A 17,698-nucleotide genomic window follows, 5' to 3' on the forward strand; every position below is an offset into this window, starting at 1 on the left:
GTGGTACAATGAGGGGTGAGGTGAAAACCAAGACATGTTTCTGAAACGGATTGAATTATCAGGCTTTAAGTCTTTCGCCGACCGGACCGAAATGGAATTCGTAACTGGCATTACGGCGGTTGTAGGACCGAACGGCAGCGGGAAAAGCAATATCTCCGACGGCATTCGCTGGGTTCTCGGCGAGCAAAGCGCGAAGAGCTTGCGCGGCGGCAAAATGGAGGATATTATTTTTGCCGGGAGCGATGCACGCAAGGCAGTCAACTACAGCGAGGTTTCGCTGACGCTTGACAATTCGGATGGCGCGTTGCCCCTTGAATACAATGAGGTAACCGTCACGCGCCGCGTGCACCGAAGCGGGGATAGTGAATATTTGATAAATAAGCAGCCTTGCAGGCTGAAAGATATTACCGAGCTATTCATGGATACGGGCATCGGTAAAGAGGCTTATTCCATTATTGGACAAGGTCGAATTGAAGAAATTTTAAGTACGCGCTCGGAGGATCGGCGCGGTATATTCGAAGAAGCGTCAGGCATTGTTAAATACAAATCGCGTAAGCGCGAAGCACAGCGCAAGCTTGACGAAACCGAACAAAATTTGCTCCGTATTCATGATCTTGTGACCGAGCTTGAGGATCAGGTGACTCCGCTTCGCAAGCAGTCGGAGAAGGCCATCCAGTTCAAAGCGCTCAAGGAGCAGCTCAAAACAAAAGAAATTTCAATGTACGTACATAACATTGAACAGGTACACGGATCGTGGACGGAGGCTAACGGCAAGCTGGAGCGTCTGCAGCAAGAGCAGCTTCAGCTCTCGACCGTCGTCAGCAAGCATGACGCGCATTTGGAGAAGGATCGCCAGCAGCTTCGGGATCTTGAATTAGAGCTCGATCAGCTTCATGAAGCGATGCTGCAGATTAGTGAGGATTTCGAGAAATGCGAGGGCTACGGCGAGGTATTGAAGGAACGCAAGCGGAATTTGGAGCAGAACAAACAGAAGCTCGAGGAATCCATTGCAGCCCAGGATGCCCGCATCGTGGCAATGTCGCAGGAGGAAGCGGAATTCCGCAGCCGTGCGGCAGCGCTGCAGCTGCAGCTTGCGGATCTAAGGTCGAAGATTGCTGACGAGGAAGCCCGGTTGCTCGGTGTGGCAGGCGGAGCTGTCGCGGATGCGGAAGAAACGCTCAAAAGCGAGCTGCTGGAAGTTTTAAGCGCCATGGCTCAGCACCGGAATGAAATCCGCTATGCGTCGCAGCAGCAGGAAACGCTGCAGCGGCGTATGGAACGGATAAGCGAGGACGAGGCCAAGTGGCTTGACCAGCAGGCGAAGCTGGACGAGAGAAGATCGATGCTTGCTTCGGCGCTCGAAGCCACGCTTGCGCGCCTAGAGCAGGCAAGAAGCAAGACGCTGACGGAATCGGAACAAACGAGAGCGATATCTCAGAGTTTGGAGGAAGTTACGCTTGCGATTCGGAAGTGGGATCAGAAGCTGGACAGCCACATCTCACGCCGCGATACGATGAAAGAAATGCAGGATGCGCTAGATGGCTTCATGCAAGGCGTTAAAGAAGTGCTCAAAGCCTCTAGAAGAGGCAATGGCGGCATTAGCGGCGTTCACGGCGCCGTCGCCGAGTTGATCCGCGTTCCTGAGCGTATTGAAACGGCTATCGAGACTGCGCTTGGCGGGGCTTTGCAGCACATCGTCATGGAAGACGAGAAAACAGCCCGTACCGCGATTGCTTTTTTGAAGCAGCGCCAGTTAGGAAGGGCTACTTTCCTGCCGCTTGATGTCATCCGAGGCAGGCAGGTGCCAGAGCATGATAAGCGCACGGCCGAATCCGTCGACGGTTTCGTTGGGGTAGCCGCGGATCTAGTAAGCTCGGACGACCGTTACGCAGCAATCGTGAATAACCTGCTCGGCAATGTGTTGCTTGCCGAAACCTTGGAGCAGGCGAACCGGATCGCTTCGAAATGCCAATATCGTTACCGCGTTGTGACGCTGGAAGGCGATGTCGTAAATGCCGGCGGCTCCATGACGGGGGGAAGCTTGCAGAAGAAGGGCGCCAGCTTGCTCGGCCGTCAGCGCCAGATCGAGGCGCTTGATCAAGAAATTACGGATGCACGCCGGACGGTGGAGCAGCTTCGCAATAAGCTTAGCGACCTGCGCAAAGAACATTCGATACGCTCGCATAACATCGAAGAGCTGCGTGCAGAGGGTGAGAAAAGCCGAATCGAGGAACAGCAGATCCGGGCCGAGCTTCAGCAGCTCCATAATGAAGCGAAGCATCTGGAAGAACAGCGGCAGCTCTATTCAGCCGACCGCAATACGCATTTGACTGAACAGAAGGATGTACTAGCTACGGCGAAGGCAGCCGAGCTTCGGTTAGAGCAGCTCGTAATGGATGAAGCAAGGCTTCAGGAAGCCATTCGCATGGCAGAAGAGCGGCGCAAAGCAAGTGAATGGGCGAAAGAGGAGCTGCAGGGCCAGCTTACGGACATCAAGATTGCTGCGGCTAAAACGGACCAAGAGAAGCTTTCCTTTGAGGATCAGTCCGCGCGCGTCCGTGCTGATATACAGCGAGCCAAGCAGGAACTGGCGAATTTGCGCTCCTTATCCGTTCAGCAAGAGGAAGAGCTGGCTAGACATTCGGGTGAATCGGTGCAGCAGATCGAACAGCTGAACCATCTCCGCATTAAGAAGCAAGAGTGCGCGGAGCAAACGGATTTAAAACGCGCAGCGCGTGCGCAGCGTATTGCAGAGCTCGACCTTGGCGAGAGTGAAACCAAGGAGCAGCGGGCACAGCTTAGGCAGGTCGAAGAGCAGATGCGGCAGACGGAAATTGCCGCCAACCGGCTAGATGTTGAACTCGACAATCTGCTTCGCAAGCTTAGCGAGGAGTATGAGCTCAGTTATGAGCTAGCGAAGGAGCAGTATAAGGTGCCGGAGGACGTGCTGGGTACCCAGAACGAAGTTAGGGATATCAAGCGTCAAATTACTTCGCTTGGCGAGGTAAACTTAGGCGCAATCGAAGAATACGAGCGGGTCAGCGAACGGTTCGAGTTCTTATCCGAGCAGAAGAATGACTTGATCGAGGCGAAAACAACGCTGTATCAGGTTATCCGTGAGATGGACGAAGAGATGTCGAAGCGTTTCAAAACGACCTTCGAAGCCATTCGCGGCCACTTTGTCGTTGTCTTCGCGAAGCTGTTCGGCGGAGGTCGCGCAGATCTTGTACTCGTCGAGCCGGACCGCGTTTTGGACACGGGGATCGATATTGTCGCCCAGCCGCCTGGCAAAAAGCTGCAAAATCTTCAGCTGCTCTCAGGGGGAGAACGCGCATTGACGGCAATCGCGCTGCTGTTTGCCATTCTGCAAGTAAAGCCTGTTCCTTTCTGCGTGCTTGACGAGGTTGAGGCTGCACTTGATGAAGCAAATGTATCGCGCTTTGCGCAGTATTTGCGGGAATTCTCGGAATTAACGCAATTTATCGTCGTCACGCATCGCAAAGGTACGATGGAAGAGGCGGATGTGCTGTATGGCGTTACGATGGAGGAAGGCGGCGTATCGAAGCTGGTATCCGTGCGCCTAGAGAATGAAGAGCCGGTATCCGCATAAAGAATAGACATGCCGGCAACGTGAGGATGAGGAGTGGGTACGATGAGTTTTTTTAAGAGGCTGAAGGAAAGCATTGCAACAAAAACGGAAGCGGTAACGAATATTTTCAAGGAAGGCTTGACGAAAACCCGCACGGCGTTCGTAGAAAAAGTCGAGGAGCTTATTACTCGCCGCAAGAAGATTGACGAGCAATTTTATGAAGAGCTTGAAGAAATTCTTATCGGAGCGGATGTGGGCGTCAACACGGTCATGCAGCTCATTGACGATCTTCGCGTCGAAGTGAAGAAGCGTAAAATAGAGGATGCCGCTGACTTGCAGCCCATTCTGTCTGAGAAGCTCATTAACCTTATGAAGGGGGATGACCAATCGGGTCTCCGTATGGCACCAAGCGGAATTACGGTTATCTTGTTCGTAGGCGTTAACGGCGTCGGCAAAACGACAACAATCGGAAAGCTTGCTCATAAGTTCAAGAGCGAAGGAAAAAGCGTCCTTATGGCAGCGGGCGACACGTTCCGCGCCGGCGCGATCGAGCAGCTTGAAGTATGGGGGCAGCGAGTTGGGGTTGATGTCATCAAGCAGCAATCAGGTTCAGATCCGGCAGCCGTCATGTTCGACGCGGTGCAAGCAGCCAAACAGCGCGGCGTTGATGTCCTGTTATGCGATACTGCTGGACGGCTGCAGAACAAAACCAACCTCATGGAAGAGCTGAACAAAATTTTCCGAGTCATTCAGCGCGAGCTGCCGGATGCTCCGCATGAAGTACTGCTCGTGCTGGATGCAACGACGGGGCAAAACGCCCTTAGCCAAGCGAAGCTGTTCGGCGAGAAAAGCGGCGTTACCGGGCTTGTGCTCACAAAGCTGGATGGCACCGCTAAAGGCGGGATCGTTATCGCGATCCGCAATGAGCTCAGCTTACCGGTTAAGCTGGTTGGGCTAGGCGAGAAGATGGGCGACCTCCAGCAGTTTGATTCCGAGCAATTCATTCATGCGCTGTTCGCTGGCTTGATTCAGCGCGAGGAAGCGGAAGAAGCTGAGAAAAAGCAGGAATAATGCTCGTTTCATGCACGGCCGCGCTTAGAATAAGCTGCTCGATAAGGTGACAAGGGGAAATGCTTGACAGCAGCCTATGGCGTCATGTATGATAAAAGACGTTGTCAGGTGTAAAGGTATTTACCTTGTCGGCGAAGCAAGCTTAATAACAGGAGGGGCTGAGGGGATGAAAGCAAATGAACCAGATGCCTTGTCCAAAACAACCCGAATAAACTTGTTGTTCGACTTTTACGAGCCGCTCTTGACTGAGAAGCAGCGGACGTTTCTCAAATATTATTTTCATGACGATTTCTCCCTCGGGGAGATTGCGGGAGAGTTCGGCATTAGCAGACAAGCGGTGTACGAGCATATCAAGCGGGCCGAACAGGTGCTTGAGAGCTATGAAAGCAAACTGAGCTTGCTTGTCAGGCATGAATCGTTGCAGCAATTAACGGTCCAGCTCGTTAACAGCGTGAATGAGCTTTCCATTGCCGAGCATGACAGGCAGGCGCTCATTCAAGTTATTGCACAGCTGAAACTGGACGAATAATACATAATGAATGGAGGTGACGGTACATGGCAGCATTCGAGAGCTTATCAAGTCGACTTCAAAATGTGTTCAGCAAGCTGAGGGGCAAAGGCAAGGTTTCTGAAGAAGATGTTAGCGAGGCAATGCGCGAGGTGCGTCTGGCGCTGCTAGAGGCAGACGTTAACTTCAAAGTCGTGAAGGACTTTATTGCGAAGGTGAAGGAACGGGCTATCGGCTTGGATGTATCCAAAAGCTTTACGCCCGGCATGGTCGTCATCGATATCGTAAATAAAGAACTAACCGAGCTGATGGGCGGCACGCAGAGCAAGCTGGCGAAAGCGAACAAGCCGCCAACCGTTATTATGATGGCGGGCTTGCAAGGTGCCGGTAAGACAACGACGACCGGGAAATTGGCCAAGCTGCTCCAGAAGAGCAACAATCGGCCGCTTCTCATAGCCTGCGACATTTACCGTCCAGCTGCCATTAAGCAGCTGCAGGTGCTTGGCGAGCAAATCAACGCTCCGGTATTCTCCTTGGGTGACCAGACATCTCCCGTCGAAATTGCGCGTGCAGGACTTCAGCATGCGAAAGAGAACGGCAACGATTATGTCATCATCGATACAGCGGGCCGCTTGCACATCGACGAAGAACTGATGGAAGAGCTGAAGCAAATCCATCAGGTTACGAAGCCGGACGAAGTGCTGCTCGTTGTCGATGCAATGACGGGCCAAGACGCGGTAAACGTCGCCCAAAGCTTCCATGAGCAGCTTGCCTTAACGGGTGTTGTGCTGACGAAGCTTGACGGAGATACTCGCGGCGGCGCGGCGCTTTCGGTCAAAGCCGTAACAGGCTGTCCGATTAAATTCGCTGCGATGGGTGAGAAGATCGACTCATTGGAGCCGTTCCACCCAGAGCGTATGGCTTCACGTATTCTCGGCATGGGCGATATGCTCTCCTTGATCGAGAAAGCGCAGATGAACATCGATGCGGACAAAGCCAAGGAAATGGAACGTAAAATGCGTACGGCAGAATTTACGTTCGATGATTTCCTGGAGCAGATGGAGCAGGTCCGCAATCTTGGACCGCTTGATCAAATTATGGATATGCTGCCCGGCATGAACAAGATGAAGGGCATGAAGGATATGAAGGTCGATGAGAAGCAAATCGGCCGTGTCGAGGCGATTGTCCGCTCCATGACGAAAGAGGAGAAGCAAAAGCCAGAGCTGCTTAACCACAGCAGGCGCAAGCGTGTTGCTGCCGGCAGCGGCACAACGATCGTTGAGGTTAACCGCCTTATTAAGCAGTTCGACGACATGAAAAAAATGATGAAGCAATTCTCGTCGATGATGGGTCCGAAAGGTCCAAAGGGCGGCAAAAAAGGCCTGAAGGGCATGCTCGGAAAAAATATGAAATTCCCGTTTTAACGGTAGTTTACTCTTTGAAGGAGGTGAATTTTCATGGCAGTACGTATTCGTTTGAAAAGAATTGGTGCTCATAAAGCTCCATTTTACCGCGTAGTCGTTTCGGATTCCCGTTCGCCGCGTGACGGACGTTTTATCGAAGAAATCGGTACTTACAACCCGGTTGCACAACCGGCTCAAGTTAAGATTGATGAAGAGAAAGCGTTGAAATGGTTGCAAACAGGAGCACAAGCTTCTGATACCGTTCGCGACTTGCTTTCCAAAGCTGGTGTTCTTAAAAAGTTCCATGAGCTTAAGCAACAGAAATAACTGTTGAACAGCGGAGGGCCTTGAGATGAAAGAATTGATTCTTGTCATAGCGAAGGCATTGGTTGATCATCCTGATCAGGTGCAAATCAATGTGAAGGATGATGACCGTGGCACGATATACGAGCTTTCGGTTCACCCCGAGGATATCGGTAAAATCATCGGTAAACAGGGACGCATAGCGAAAGCGATGCGTACGGTAGTGACTTCTGCTTCCGTCAAATCGCAAAAGCGCGTCATCGTCGACATTATGTCATGATGTACGTAAGGGAGAAAGGCTAGGATCAACGTCCTAGCCTTTTTTCTGTGTCGATGCAGGTGCAGATGCTGTATGCACCTACGCTCAACGAAACGGCTTCGTCCCTTGCCATGGAACGAAGTCGTTTTTGCATGTATAATGAAGATACATACAAATGAAGGGCTGGTTGTTATGAACGAGAAGTGGTTTACGGTGGGCAAGGTTGTGAACACGCATGGCATACGCGGAGAACTGAAAATATTATCCCAAACTGATTTCGCAGAGGAACGTTTCGCTGCTGGAAGCACGCTGCTTATGCTGAATGAAGAATCAGGTGCTTCGTTGGAAGTGAAGATTATTAACTCACGTGCGAACAAAAACGTATACATATTGAAGCTTGAAGGCTTCACTGACATTAATCAAGTCGAGAAATACAAGGGCTGGACGTTGAAGGTATCCGCTGACAAGCAGCTTGAGCTAGACGAAGGCGAATATTATTATCATGAGATTATCGGCTGTCGCGTCATCTCCGAAGAAGGAGACGAATTAGGCGTTATATCCGAAATATTGAGTCCAGGCGCCAATGATGTCTGGGTTGTTGACCGTCCGAAAGGCTCCGGTAAACAACTGCTTATTCCCGTAATCGATGACGTTGTGATAAAGGTAGATAAGAAAGAGAAATTAGTGACGGTCCATTTGATGGAAGGATTGATTTAAGGAATGAAAATAGACGTGCTAACGTTATTTCCGGAGATGTTCGAAGGCGTGTTCAACGCTAGCATTCTAGGGAAAGCAAAAGAAAAGGGACTTGTCACGCCTCAAGCGATCAACTTCCGTGCCTATTCGGGAAATAAGCATAATACGGTTGATGATTATCCGTATGGCGGGGGCGGCGGCATGGTATTGAAGCCTGAGCCTGTATTTGCAGCTGTCGAGGATCTGAACCTCGATGAGGCCATTAAACCGCGTGTGATCCTGCTTTGCCCGCAGGGCGCGCAATTTACGCAGCAAAAGGCGGAGGAGCTGGCAAAAGAGCAGCATATCGTGCTTATTTGCGGACACTATGAAGGCTATGATGAGCGCATACGGGAGCATCTTGTCACGGACGAGCTCTCCATTGGCGATTATGTGCTCACGGGCGGGGAAATACCGGCTATGGTACTCATTGATAGCGTGGTAAGGCTGCTGCCGGGCGTCCTTGGCAATGAAACTTCAGCTGTGACGGATTCATACAGCACGGGGCTGCTCGAGCATCCTCATTATACGCGTCCGGCAGAGTTCCGCGGCTGGGCGGTTCCGGATGTGCTCATTTCCGGGCATCACGCCAATATTGAGGTGTGGCGCCGCGAGCAATCCCTCATCCGAACGCTAGAGCGTCGTCCTGATCTATTGGAAAGCGCGGAGCTTACCGATAAGGAGCGCAGGTGGCTGACGGCCCGCCGGAAGCAAAGAGCGCCTCAAAGCGATTGACAAACTATAAATAAGTGAAAGCCGCAGCGGTTGTCCGTTGCGGCTTTCGTTTGTCCTTTTTTATGTAGCAAAATTATGGCGTATAAAAGTTTTGGGTATAATAGACTTGATAGCTGCCGCCAACGGCGACTCCGGTACCAAGCTTCGTAAGCTTGCTGTCCAGCAAAGTCTCGCGATGTCCGGATTTGGAGTTCAGCCAGCCATAATGGGCATGGATGCTGCCTTGGTAACCGGCAGCAATATTCTCGGCCGCTTGACGATATTTGACCCCTTTAGCTTTCATTCGGTCAAAAGGGGAAGAACCGCTGGGATTGACGTGGTCGAAAAAGTCGCGTTTTTTCATATCCTCGCTATGGCTGCGGGCAGATGAGGCTGCTAGCTTGTCCCATTCCAGAAGCGGAATGTCTCGTACTGCACGTTCTGCGTTTGCAAGGTCGAAGAGCTGCTGCTCCAGTGCAGCTGCAAGCTTGCTCGTATAAGCTGATTTGACCGGCGCAGCAACCGATTGATTCATGCGAAGAATGCCAGAAACTTTATTAGCGTCTTGCCTGTCATAAAATAAAGTCATTCGCTCACTGTTAGAAGTAAAAGCATAATAGTCATCTTTAAGCACGGCGTTTGTTGCGCTTTTAGCTAGCTTTTTGGCAATTTCAATCGTTTGACCGATTTTTATCCCGGAGGTGCTCGTCCAATCGTCGCCCGCATTAGAGAAGAGTGCAACGACGCGCGCGTTCTGAACGCCGAACATCATGTAATGGCTGTAATCGGGATTGTGATAGATATGCCAAGCAAAGCTATATTCGCTCAAATCAATCCGTTCAGGCTTGCCAAGCGCCTTCTGGAGCTTCTCAAGCGAGTCGTTAAGCGCGATGCCGCCAAGAGAATCGACCGTCTTTACAATTTTTTTGTCTGACAGTTCGTTCGAGTGCTGCTTCAGGTTATAAAAGAAGGTCAATGCTTCAGCGCGAGTTAGCTTGCCGCCAGGAATAAAGCCGGCTACCGTTGCGGATGTACGCCCGTTTGATATCTTCTCGTCAAGCAGCCACTGAATGGCACCATTTTCCGTGAAAGCTTGTCCGGTTGCGGCAGATGCGAGCAGCAATGCGGCTTGGCCTCGTCTGAATTCCTGGGCTTGCTGTACGGTACTAAGCGGCCAGCCATGACTGCTCGCGTAATCGTAGTAAGTTCTTGACCAGATAGCGCCAGATGCGGAGGTTTCGTTAACCAAGCTATAAGTTCGGAGCAGCATAGCCAAAAACTCAGCTTCGTTTACGAGGTTATTCGGTTTAAAGAATCCGTCCCCATAGCCTTTTGCGAGCTTCTGGTCAACTGCCCAAGTAATATAGGAGCCGGCCCAATGACCGTTCGTGTCTTTAAAAGCCGTTGTCTCCGCATAGATGCGAGAGGGAGCTGACAGAGCCAATAATAGTAAGACTGCAATTTTACCCCCTTTTTTAATCGCTGAAATAAATGTAAACGATTGGTGCAAATTGGTCACCTCTTCTGTCGGTGTTTGTCATATTTCAGTATACATGAAAAAGGAATAAAAAATCGTATTGTATTATTGGGCTAGCTATGGTAAAATTTCTAATGTTGTTCGTAAAGTCGGACGGTCCGCTATCAGCGATGATCCGGTTCAGAGGAATTCGGTGAGCTTATAAGAACGTCTATGTGGAAGGAGTGAATCAAATGAATCTTTTGCAAACAATCGCGCAAGAAAACCTGCGCCAAGGTCTACCGAACTTTCGTCCTGGTGACACGCTAAAAGTTCATGTAAAAGTTATCGAGGGAACTCGTGAGCGTATCCAATTGTTCGAGGGCGTTGTAATTAAACGTCGCGGCGGTGGAATCAGCGAAACTTTTACAGTGCGTAAAATTTCCTACGGTGTTGGTGTGGAAAGAACTTTCCCGCTTAACTCGCCTAAAATCGAAAAAATCGAAGTGGCTCGCCGTGGTAAAGTACGTCGCGCGAAATTGTACTACCTACGTAGTCTTCGCGGAAAAGCTGCTCGTATTAAAGAAATTCGTTAAGAACAAACGACAAGAGGGGCTTGCGCAAACAAGCTCCTTTTCGTTATTTCTAAAGGTCGTTTACATATTACAGCATATGGGAAGAAGGCGAGCAGAGTGGACTCTCAGCAGCGTAATGACGAACCGGTCAATGGCAATGATCAAGATGTGAAGGATACGCAGAATCTTGCGGATAACGAGCAAAATATACCAAATCGCTCAGCAGCCCATGCTTCCGGCGCTAGGAAACAGGGTGGAGCTTACAAGGAAATCGTAGAATGGATCAAAGCACTAGTAATAGCTGTCGTTCTCGTATTTCTAATACGCCAATTTTTGTTCTCGCCTTTTATCGTAGACGGACCTTCCATGCAGCCAAACTTTGAAACGGGCGAGCGATTGATTGTAAACAAAATTTTGTACGCCATCCGCGAGCCGAAGTTTGGAGAAGTTGTTGTATTTGATGTACCTGAACAAGGCCGCAAGTTCATTAAGCGCGTTATCGGCGTTCCTGGCGACAAAATCAAGCTTGACGGCGATGACCTGTACATTAATGATAAAAAAATAGACGAGCCCTACCTTAAGGAAGCCATTGAAGCGGCTCATGCTAATGGCCAGCTTTATAATGAAAAAGGAGCGACATCCGACGTAGCGGACCTTGTTGTTCCGGAGGACACGATTTTTGCACTTGGTGATAATCGCAGCGACAGTACGGACAGCCGAGTCATCGGTTTTGTTTCCGATAAAGAAATTGTAGGCCGGGCGGATATTATTTTCTGGCCGCTGAACAAGCTGGAATTTATTAAGCACTGGACTAAATGAGGTGAGTAAATGACCATTCAATGGTTCCCGGGTCATATGACACGGGCGAAACGGCAAATACAAGAAAAGCTAAAACTAATCGATCTTGCCATCGAACTGTTGGATGCTCGAGTTCCGCTATCAAGCCGCAATCCGATGATAGAGGAAATATTGAACGGAAAGCCTAGGCTGATTGTTTTGAACAAATCAGATTTGGCCGATCCAAAGACTACGGAACAATGGATGGCATACTTCCGCAACGAAGGGCATGAGTCCATCGCTATTGATTCATCGACAGGTACGAAGGTCAATGAGGTTCCGTTGAAGGCGAAGCAGATTTTGCATGAGAAAATTGCCCGTCAAATTAATAAAGGAATTAATCCGCGTGCGATTCGCGGTCTTATTGTCGGCATACCGAACGTAGGGAAGTCGACGCTCATTAATAAGCTTGCCGGCCGCGCAATTGCGCTGACAGGTGACCGACCTGGCGTAACTAAGGGTCAGCAATGGATAAAGATCGGTACAGAGATGGAGCTGTTGGACACGCCGGGCATTCTGTGGCCTAAGTTCGAGGATGAGCTGGTCGGGTACCGGCTTGCCATGACGGGAGCGATTAGAGAGCAGATCCTGAACGTGGACGATATTGCTTTTTTTGCAATGCGGGAGCTGGTGGACCGCTATTGGCCGAACATGAAAGAGCGTTACGAGCTTGAAACGCCTCCGAAGGATATATCGGATTCGGATGAGATCGTTCGCGTAATGGAGGATATCGGGCGCAGACGGGGCTGTCTTGTAAGTGGAGGACATGTTGATCTGGAAAAAACGTCCGGCATTATTCTACGGGATTTGCGTTCAGGCAAGCTGGGACGCATTACGCTGGAAGCTCCACCTTATTGATGTGAAACGGGGGAACGTAACGTGCTGCAGTACGAACAGTCGTTATGGCAAGAAGGTTATCAAGCTTTAGCCGGGGTAGACGAAGTGGGACGAGGCTGCCTGTTCGGAGATGTCGTGGGAGCTGCTGTTATTTTGCCGCCAGGACTCATTATTGAAGGCGTCAATGATTCAAAGAAGCTTTCGGAAAAAAAACGCGAGCAGCTTTATGATATTATTTTGCAGGAGTGTGTCGCTTGGTCAGCCGCTCGCGTAGATGCAGAGACAGTTGACCGAATCAATATTAAGCAAGCGGCTAGGCTGGCCATGAAGATAGCTGTGGAAACGCTGCAGATTCCTCCCGATTATTTGCTGATAGATGCAGAGAAAGTGGATATTGCTTTGCCTCAGCAATCCATTATCAAAGGCGATGCAACAAGCCAAACGATTGCGGCAGCTTCCATAGTCGCGAAGGTGACGAGAGACAGGCTCTGCAAGGTGGAATGGGAGCAGGAATATCCCGCATACGGAATTGCGATACACAAAGGTTACGCAACGAAGCTGCACCGTGAACGGCTCCTCGAGAACGGTCCAAGCCCGTTGCATCGCAAATCGTTTCTTGGCAACTTATTCAGTGAGGAACAGCTTTCCCTTTTTTGACATAGGAATGGAAACAAATAACGTTCGATCAGATTCGCTTGGCAAAGAATGCCTGGTGCTATGGTTGAACGTTATTTTTTATCGCAAATTTAAACCATAAATCGCTTCATGCTTTTGCTGGATTAACCGATATAAGCGTTATGGGTTTACGCAGTCGAGTGATAGGATTGTACATAATAATAAGCGCTTAACAGGAGCGCAATTAGGCGCTATTGCAGCGGAGGCGGATGAACAAATGAACATAAGTCAAATGATGAGAAGCTTCTTGGGTGAAGCATCCGGTTCAGATACAAGGGCGGTAGAGCTCAAGGTCGGCCAGGTTGTACGCGGCGTGGTCTTACAGGTTATGGAAAACAATGAAGCGCTCATTCAAATTAACGGCGTGCAGGTTAGGGCGAAGCTGGAGATTCCTATGCAGGTAGGTCAGACGGCCATGCTTCAGGTGCAGCCGCAGTCTAGCGGAGCTCTCGTTATGCTCAAGCCGGTTGAGCCCGGGCAGGTAGGCTTGCCGGAGGATACTTTCAAGGAATGGGCGAAGCAGCTTGCTTTGCCAGAGCAGAAATGGGCAGCCCAAATCGTAAAAGATTTACGGAAAGAAGGTTTGATTCTAAACCGGGACGTTGCGCAGGCGTTCCAGCAAGCTGCCGCAGCGATGCCTCCGGATGGTGATGCGGAGCAGTGGATGCAGTCCGCTGCCGCAACGTACAAGCGCGGCTTGCCGATGACAGGCGCGACAATCGGAGCTATGCAGCAGGTGATGTTTGGGCGCAGTGCCCATGAGCTGCTGGATACGCTGCAGGTGCAGCTATCGGCGTTTGCTGGTGATTCTGACGCAGGATCAAGCGATAACAAGCCTGTCAACCAAGCTGCTGCGCGGGTGCAAGCGCTTCTGAATGAAGGGATGGAGCTGCTGAGAGGGGCAACTGCCGGTAATCAGGCTTCCCAGGCTTCCAGCAGCGCGGATGATACAGCTTTAGGTTTTCTGACAGGGAAGCAGCAAGCAGCATCGAGTGGCAAGACAGGCATTCAGCTTCAGGCAGCTACGGCGACTGCAAGTCATACAGGCAATGCATCCGCAGCAGATGATACGCTTCCGCAAACCATAAAAGCGGCAAGCGGTCATCCGAACTGGCTAGGCCAGATGATGAAGTGGATGGGCGTAGATCACGAGCTTCAGCTTGCCAAAGCGGTAGCAAGCGATTCGCAGAAGCAGCAGCCCGCTGCAAATCCAGCACAAGCAGCAGCTCCCGCGGCTGATACGGTTACGTCTCAAGCTTCCTCGGGAGAAGCAGCGAGACAGTCTGCTGCGATTCAAAATGCGACTGCTTCGCCAATTGTTACGTCGCAGAAAGCTGACGACGGGAGTTTGGATGCTTCAAAACTCGTGCAATCAGCCTCAAGTGAAACGGATAAGCCGGCAGAGCAGCTGCAATCTAGAGCCATCGACAGCAGAAATGTAATAGAACGTACAGCCGCGGCAGTAGTTTCAGTCCTTGCTGACAGCTTCCAAGCACCCGATGGATCACCGCCGGCGCAGCAAGAATCGTTAAAGAGCGCTTTACTCGCGTTGGTCTCATCTGATAATACGCCGCCTGCCATAAAGGAAACAGCTCAGCAGCTTGTGCAGCAAATAACAGGTCAGCAGCTGCTGTTGACGCCTGAGCGAAACAACTCGGTGCTTACTCATGTGACCATGTTTATACCGCTAAACAGTCCAGATGGCAAGCAGACTGCATCTGTCCATATTCAGACAAGACGAGGACGCAAAGGAGAGCTTGACTCGTCAAATTGCAGACTGTTGTTTAATTTGTCGATGAATACACTGGGCAACACCATGGTCGATGTGAATGTAATGGACAAAATTGTAAGCCTTAATATATGGAACGACCATCCGGCGATCGCAGCACTTGCAGAGTCATCACGGGGGGAGATTGCGAGCAGCATTCAAGACGCAGGCTATCAGCTGCTGTCACTGCGCACAACTCCTTTGCCAAAGGAGAACATCATGAAGCAGGAGGAAGCCGATGGCGCCGCAATGGCTCCTAAGAATAATCCGATGGCTGAGCTCACTGCTTTTTCCTCTAGCCGTTATAAAGGGGTGGATTACCGGATATGAGCAGCGATCAGGAAAGCAACCCGCATAAAGAAAAAGTGAAAAAAGCAGTCGCGCTTAAATACCAGCCAGGTGAGCGGTCGGCTCCTGTTATGATAGCCAAGGGCAAAGGACATTTGGCAGATCAAATCTTGGAGAAAGCAAAGGAAAACGGGATTCCCGTACAAGAGGATTCATCCTTGGTCGAAGTGCTCTCGAAGCTGGATATTGATCAAGAAATACCGCCAGAGCTGTATACGCTGGTTGCGGAAATATTGAGCTTTGTCTATCGCTCGGATCGCAAAGCGAGGGATTTGCTGGATGGCTGAAGAAATAATGCCCGTTGGCAAACAAGGCAGCAGTGATCAGCGCAAGCTAACGGGGGAACGCGGAGAACAAGCGGCGTACGATTATTTATGCAAGGCGAGTTATACGATTTTGGAGCGCAATTGGCGCTGCAGAAGCGGAGAAATCGATATCATTGCGGAGTGCGACGGCAGGCTGGTCTTTGTCGAGGTGCGAACAAGAACAGCTGGCGGGAAATTCGGAAGTGCGGCAGAATCCGTTGACCATCGAAAGCAGCAAAAAGTCCGCAATACAGCTCAAGTTTATCTGAAAAGCATGGGTCGGCTGGATGCTTCGTTACGGTTTGATGTCATTGCGATAAGTATTAATCGCAGGAATGCCGAGGTTGAAGATTGCAGGCATTTCGAAGGTGCTTTTTAAAGAAAGCGATAAACGAAATGAGGCCTTTGACTGTATGCAGCTTTTGCAGTGAAAGGCTTTTTCTAATCTCGTCAGTAAACAGCTTTGTCTAATCCCCGGAATTGTATGGCTTCTGCGATATGCTCGGCTTGTACGAGCTCCCGTGCTTCAAGGTCGGCAATGGTTCGAGCAAGCTTAAGTATTCTATCATAGGCTCGCATGCTGATCCCGAGTGCATCAAAAGCATGATCCAGCAGACTTATGGCATCCGGCATGATGTCTATGGATTGGCGCAAGGCTGCACCTGTTAGCTCGGACGAGGGGCTTATCGCTTTATTGTCCATCCGGGCTAGACGGAAAGCTCTGGCATGGACTACCATTCGCCTCATCTGCTGTGAGGTAAGGGAGGGACTTGCGGATTGCTGTTCCAAGGTAATCGGACGAGGAACCTCAAGCTGTAAATCGATGCGATCAAGAAGCGGTCCTGATATTTTGGATCGGTAACGGCTAATCATAGCTGCGCCGCACGTGCAGCGCTTGTCTCCATATTCGTGGCCGAAGTATCCGCATGGACATGGGTTGAGGGAAGCGGCCAGCATAATATGGGCAGGGAATTGAAAAACGGCTTTGGAGCGGGATATCGTCACGATCCGGTCTTCGAGCGGCTGACGCATAACTTCAAGCACCTGCCTAGGAAACTCAGGAAGCTCGTCGAGAAACAAAATGCCGCAGTGGGCAAGGGTAACCTTGCCTGGCTTTGGAATGGCGCCGCCTCCAATTAAGCCTCCCGCCGATATGGTATGATGCGGCGCGCGAAAGGGAGCTTGGGTTATTAGGCCTTGAGAGCATTCAAGCAGCTTGCCCGCCACGCTATAAATTTTCGTAACCTCAAGCGCTTCCTGTTCGGTCAACAGCGGCAATATGCCAGGAAGACGGCGGATCATCATGGTCTTTCCAGTTCCGGGCGGGCCGGTGAGCAATATATTATGTTTGCCAGCCGCAGCGATAAGCATAGCCCGCTTGGCCTGATGCTGTCCGATGACATCGCCGAAATCACCGTTTTCATTCTGCTCGTCTATATCGGATTGGGTGGTTGCGCTGCCGAATTCAATCATATTGTCTCGAGGAACGCGAATATGATCCCAGCCTTCCTGTTTCCTTTTGAGCAAATCAAGCTCATTCAAATGGTTAAGGGCATATAGCTCCATATCGGAGATCCAAACCGCCTCCTTAACATTGCCGCTGGGCAAAAGGATTCGCTCGAAACCGTTCCGCTTTGCTTGCTCAAGCATGGCTAGTACGCCTGGAACAGGCCGTATTTTGCCATTCAGCGAAAGCTCTCCTATAAGGAGCGTTTTTTCAAATGGAGCCGAATTTATTTGCCCGCTAGCGGTCAGAATGCCTGCGGCAATGGCTAAATCGAACGCAGTGCCTTCTTTCCGCAGGTCGGCAGGAGCGAGATTGACCGTTATTCGGTCAAGCGGAAAGGTGAAACCGCTGTTTTTAAGCGCTGCACGCACACGCTCGACGGATTCCCGGACAGCGGGATCGGGCAATCCGACTATGCTTATCTGTGGAAGCCCGCTTGAAATATCAACCTCGACCGATATACTTTTGCCATCCACGCCATAAACGCTAGCGCTGTGAATAATGCTGAACATAACAAAAAGCACCTCCATGTATGAGAATGAAGGTGCTTCCTTTCGATTCCGATCAGTATTTATGAATTTGCAAATATCATAGATTAGATCGCTTCTTATTGTCAATATTTTTAAATTCTCGGGTATGCGGGATCGGTTTTGGTCATACTAGATGGCGTAGTTGCCAGACTCAAAAACGCCCGTATCAACAGGTTTTATTTATTTAATCTCAAATTGAGATGAAACCCATATCAAAAAAGCCGTATTAATTATGTGTGAAAGTAAGGTAACGGATGGGGAAAGGTGCTACAATAATA

17 protein-coding genes are annotated in these 17,698 nt (G+C 50.4%); 15 read left to right on the top strand and 2 right to left on the bottom strand.

The features are described 5' to 3' along the window. The first annotated feature begins 34 nt into the window (after positions 1-34). The 8 genes from smc (at position 35) to trmD (ending at position 8,603) form a co-directional block, all read left to right on the top strand. Positions 35-3,610 carry a chromosome segregation protein SMC gene (gene smc / locus AC0YN3_RS02490; RefSeq protein ID WP_475773546.1) on the top strand — a complete coding sequence of 1,192 codons (3,576 nt, stop codon included), beginning with the start codon at positions 35-37 and terminating at the stop codon, positions 3,608-3,610. 42 nt (positions 3,611-3,652) lie between these two features. Then, positions 3,653-4,660, top strand: coding sequence for a signal recognition particle-docking protein FtsY (gene ftsY, locus AC0YN3_RS02495; protein WP_475773547.1), 1,008 nt, complete (start codon positions 3,653-3,655; stop codon positions 4,658-4,660). A 166-nt stretch (positions 4,661-4,826) separates the two neighbouring features. Then, positions 4,827-5,189: a putative DNA-binding protein gene (locus AC0YN3_RS02500; protein ID WP_475773548.1), complete on the top strand. Its 363-nt coding sequence runs from the start codon at positions 4,827-4,829 to the stop codon at positions 5,187-5,189. A 26-nt stretch (positions 5,190-5,215) separates the two neighbouring features. Beyond that, positions 5,216-6,592, top strand: coding sequence for a signal recognition particle protein (ffh, locus tag AC0YN3_RS02505; protein ID WP_183561784.1), 1,377 nt, complete (start codon positions 5,216-5,218; stop codon positions 6,590-6,592). Positions 6,593-6,625: 33 nt separating this feature from the next. Next, a complete protein-coding gene (gene rpsP, locus AC0YN3_RS02510) occupies positions 6,626-6,898 on the top strand; it encodes a 30S ribosomal protein S16 (protein ID WP_053375694.1) in 273 nt (90 codons plus the stop codon). Between the two features lie 25 nt (positions 6,899-6,923). Next, positions 6,924-7,154, top strand: a complete 231-nt coding sequence (locus tag AC0YN3_RS02515; RefSeq protein WP_053375695.1) for a KH domain-containing protein — start codon at positions 6,924-6,926, stop codon at positions 7,152-7,154. A gap of 171 nt (positions 7,155-7,325) precedes the next feature. Continuing rightward, positions 7,326-7,850, top strand: a complete 525-nt coding sequence (gene rimM / locus AC0YN3_RS02520; protein WP_475773549.1) for a ribosome maturation factor RimM — start codon at positions 7,326-7,328, stop codon at positions 7,848-7,850. A 3-nt stretch (positions 7,851-7,853) separates the two neighbouring features. Then, a complete protein-coding gene (gene trmD, locus AC0YN3_RS02525) occupies positions 7,854-8,603 on the top strand; it encodes a tRNA (guanosine(37)-N1)-methyltransferase TrmD (RefSeq protein ID WP_475773550.1) in 750 nt (249 codons plus the stop codon). Positions 8,604-8,676: 73 nt separating this feature from the next. Here the strand turns inward: trmD and AC0YN3_RS02530 are convergent, their stop codons facing one another. Next, the gene (locus AC0YN3_RS02530; RefSeq protein ID WP_475773551.1) at positions 8,677-10,092 is read right to left on the bottom strand and encodes a CAP-associated domain-containing protein; all 1,416 of its coding nucleotides are present in this window, start codon (positions 10,090-10,092) and stop codon (positions 8,677-8,679) included. Positions 10,093-10,292: 200 nt separating this feature from the next. On the opposite strand from AC0YN3_RS02530, the gene rplS reads away from it, so the two are divergent. The 7 genes from rplS (at position 10,293) to AC0YN3_RS02565 (ending at position 15,762) form a co-directional block, all read left to right on the top strand. After that, a complete protein-coding gene (gene rplS / locus AC0YN3_RS02535) occupies positions 10,293-10,634 on the top strand; it encodes a 50S ribosomal protein L19 (RefSeq protein WP_053375699.1) in 342 nt (113 codons plus the stop codon). A gap of 186 nt (positions 10,635-10,820) precedes the next feature. Continuing rightward, a complete protein-coding gene (gene lepB / locus AC0YN3_RS02540) occupies positions 10,821-11,432 on the top strand; it encodes a signal peptidase I (RefSeq protein ID WP_475774270.1) in 612 nt (203 codons plus the stop codon). Between the two features lie 9 nt (positions 11,433-11,441). After that, on the top strand, positions 11,442-12,308 hold the full coding sequence (ylqF, locus tag AC0YN3_RS02545) for a ribosome biogenesis GTPase YlqF (RefSeq protein ID WP_441941740.1): 867 nt from the start codon (positions 11,442-11,444) through the stop codon (positions 12,306-12,308). Between the two features lie 21 nt (positions 12,309-12,329). Beyond that, on the top strand, positions 12,330-12,944 hold the full coding sequence (locus tag AC0YN3_RS02550; protein ID WP_475773552.1) for a ribonuclease HII: 615 nt from the start codon (positions 12,330-12,332) through the stop codon (positions 12,942-12,944). A gap of 235 nt (positions 12,945-13,179) precedes the next feature. Continuing rightward, a complete protein-coding gene (locus AC0YN3_RS02555; protein WP_475773553.1) occupies positions 13,180-15,060 on the top strand; it encodes a hypothetical protein in 1,881 nt (626 codons plus the stop codon). Next, the gene (locus AC0YN3_RS02560) at positions 15,057-15,365 is read left to right on the top strand and encodes an EscU/YscU/HrcU family type III secretion system export apparatus switch protein (RefSeq protein ID WP_475773554.1); all 309 of its coding nucleotides are present in this window, start codon (positions 15,057-15,059) and stop codon (positions 15,363-15,365) included. Before AC0YN3_RS02555 ends, AC0YN3_RS02560 begins: the two co-directional genes overlap by 4 nt. Further along, a complete protein-coding gene (locus AC0YN3_RS02565) occupies positions 15,358-15,762 on the top strand; it encodes a YraN family protein (protein ID WP_475773555.1) in 405 nt (134 codons plus the stop codon). The genes AC0YN3_RS02560 and AC0YN3_RS02565 overlap by 8 nt, the downstream gene beginning before the upstream one ends. Before the next feature lie 71 nt (positions 15,763-15,833). On the opposite strand, the gene AC0YN3_RS02570 is transcribed toward AC0YN3_RS02565, so the two are convergent. Beyond that, positions 15,834-17,402 carry a YifB family Mg chelatase-like AAA ATPase gene (locus AC0YN3_RS02570; protein WP_475773556.1) on the bottom strand — a complete coding sequence of 523 codons (1,569 nt, stop codon included), beginning with the start codon at positions 17,400-17,402 and terminating at the stop codon, positions 15,834-15,836. Positions 17,403-17,698: the final 296 nt, after the last annotated feature.

It is taken from the genome of Paenibacillus sp. J22R232, from assembly GCF_056269165.1.

Coding starts and splice junctions, on each gene's coding strand:
- AC0YN3_RS02570 (WP_475773556.1), bottom strand. CDS start 17,402: ATGTTCAGCATTATTCACAGCGCTAGCGTTTATGGCGTGGATGGCAAA.
- rplS (WP_053375699.1), top strand. CDS start 10,293: ATGAATCTTTTGCAAACAATCGCGCAAGAAAACCTGCGCCAAGGTCTA.
- smc (WP_475773546.1), top strand. CDS start 35: ATGTTTCTGAAACGGATTGAATTATCAGGCTTTAAGTCTTTCGCCGAC.
- rpsP (WP_053375694.1), top strand. CDS start 6,626: ATGGCAGTACGTATTCGTTTGAAAAGAATTGGTGCTCATAAAGCTCCA.
- trmD (WP_475773550.1), top strand. CDS start 7,854: ATGAAAATAGACGTGCTAACGTTATTTCCGGAGATGTTCGAAGGCGTG.
- ftsY (WP_475773547.1), top strand. CDS start 3,653: ATGAGTTTTTTTAAGAGGCTGAAGGAAAGCATTGCAACAAAAACGGAA.
- rimM (WP_475773549.1), top strand. CDS start 7,326: ATGAACGAGAAGTGGTTTACGGTGGGCAAGGTTGTGAACACGCATGGC.
- AC0YN3_RS02515 (WP_053375695.1), top strand. CDS start 6,924: ATGAAAGAATTGATTCTTGTCATAGCGAAGGCATTGGTTGATCATCCT.
- AC0YN3_RS02560 (WP_475773554.1), top strand. CDS start 15,057: ATGAGCAGCGATCAGGAAAGCAACCCGCATAAAGAAAAAGTGAAAAAA.
- ffh (WP_183561784.1), top strand. CDS start 5,216: ATGGCAGCATTCGAGAGCTTATCAAGTCGACTTCAAAATGTGTTCAGC.
- ylqF (WP_441941740.1), top strand. CDS start 11,442: ATGACCATTCAATGGTTCCCGGGTCATATGACACGGGCGAAACGGCAA.
- AC0YN3_RS02555 (WP_475773553.1), top strand. CDS start 13,180: ATGAACATAAGTCAAATGATGAGAAGCTTCTTGGGTGAAGCATCCGGT.
- AC0YN3_RS02565 (WP_475773555.1), top strand. CDS start 15,358: ATGGCTGAAGAAATAATGCCCGTTGGCAAACAAGGCAGCAGTGATCAG.
- AC0YN3_RS02500 (WP_475773548.1), top strand. CDS start 4,827: ATGAAAGCAAATGAACCAGATGCCTTGTCCAAAACAACCCGAATAAAC.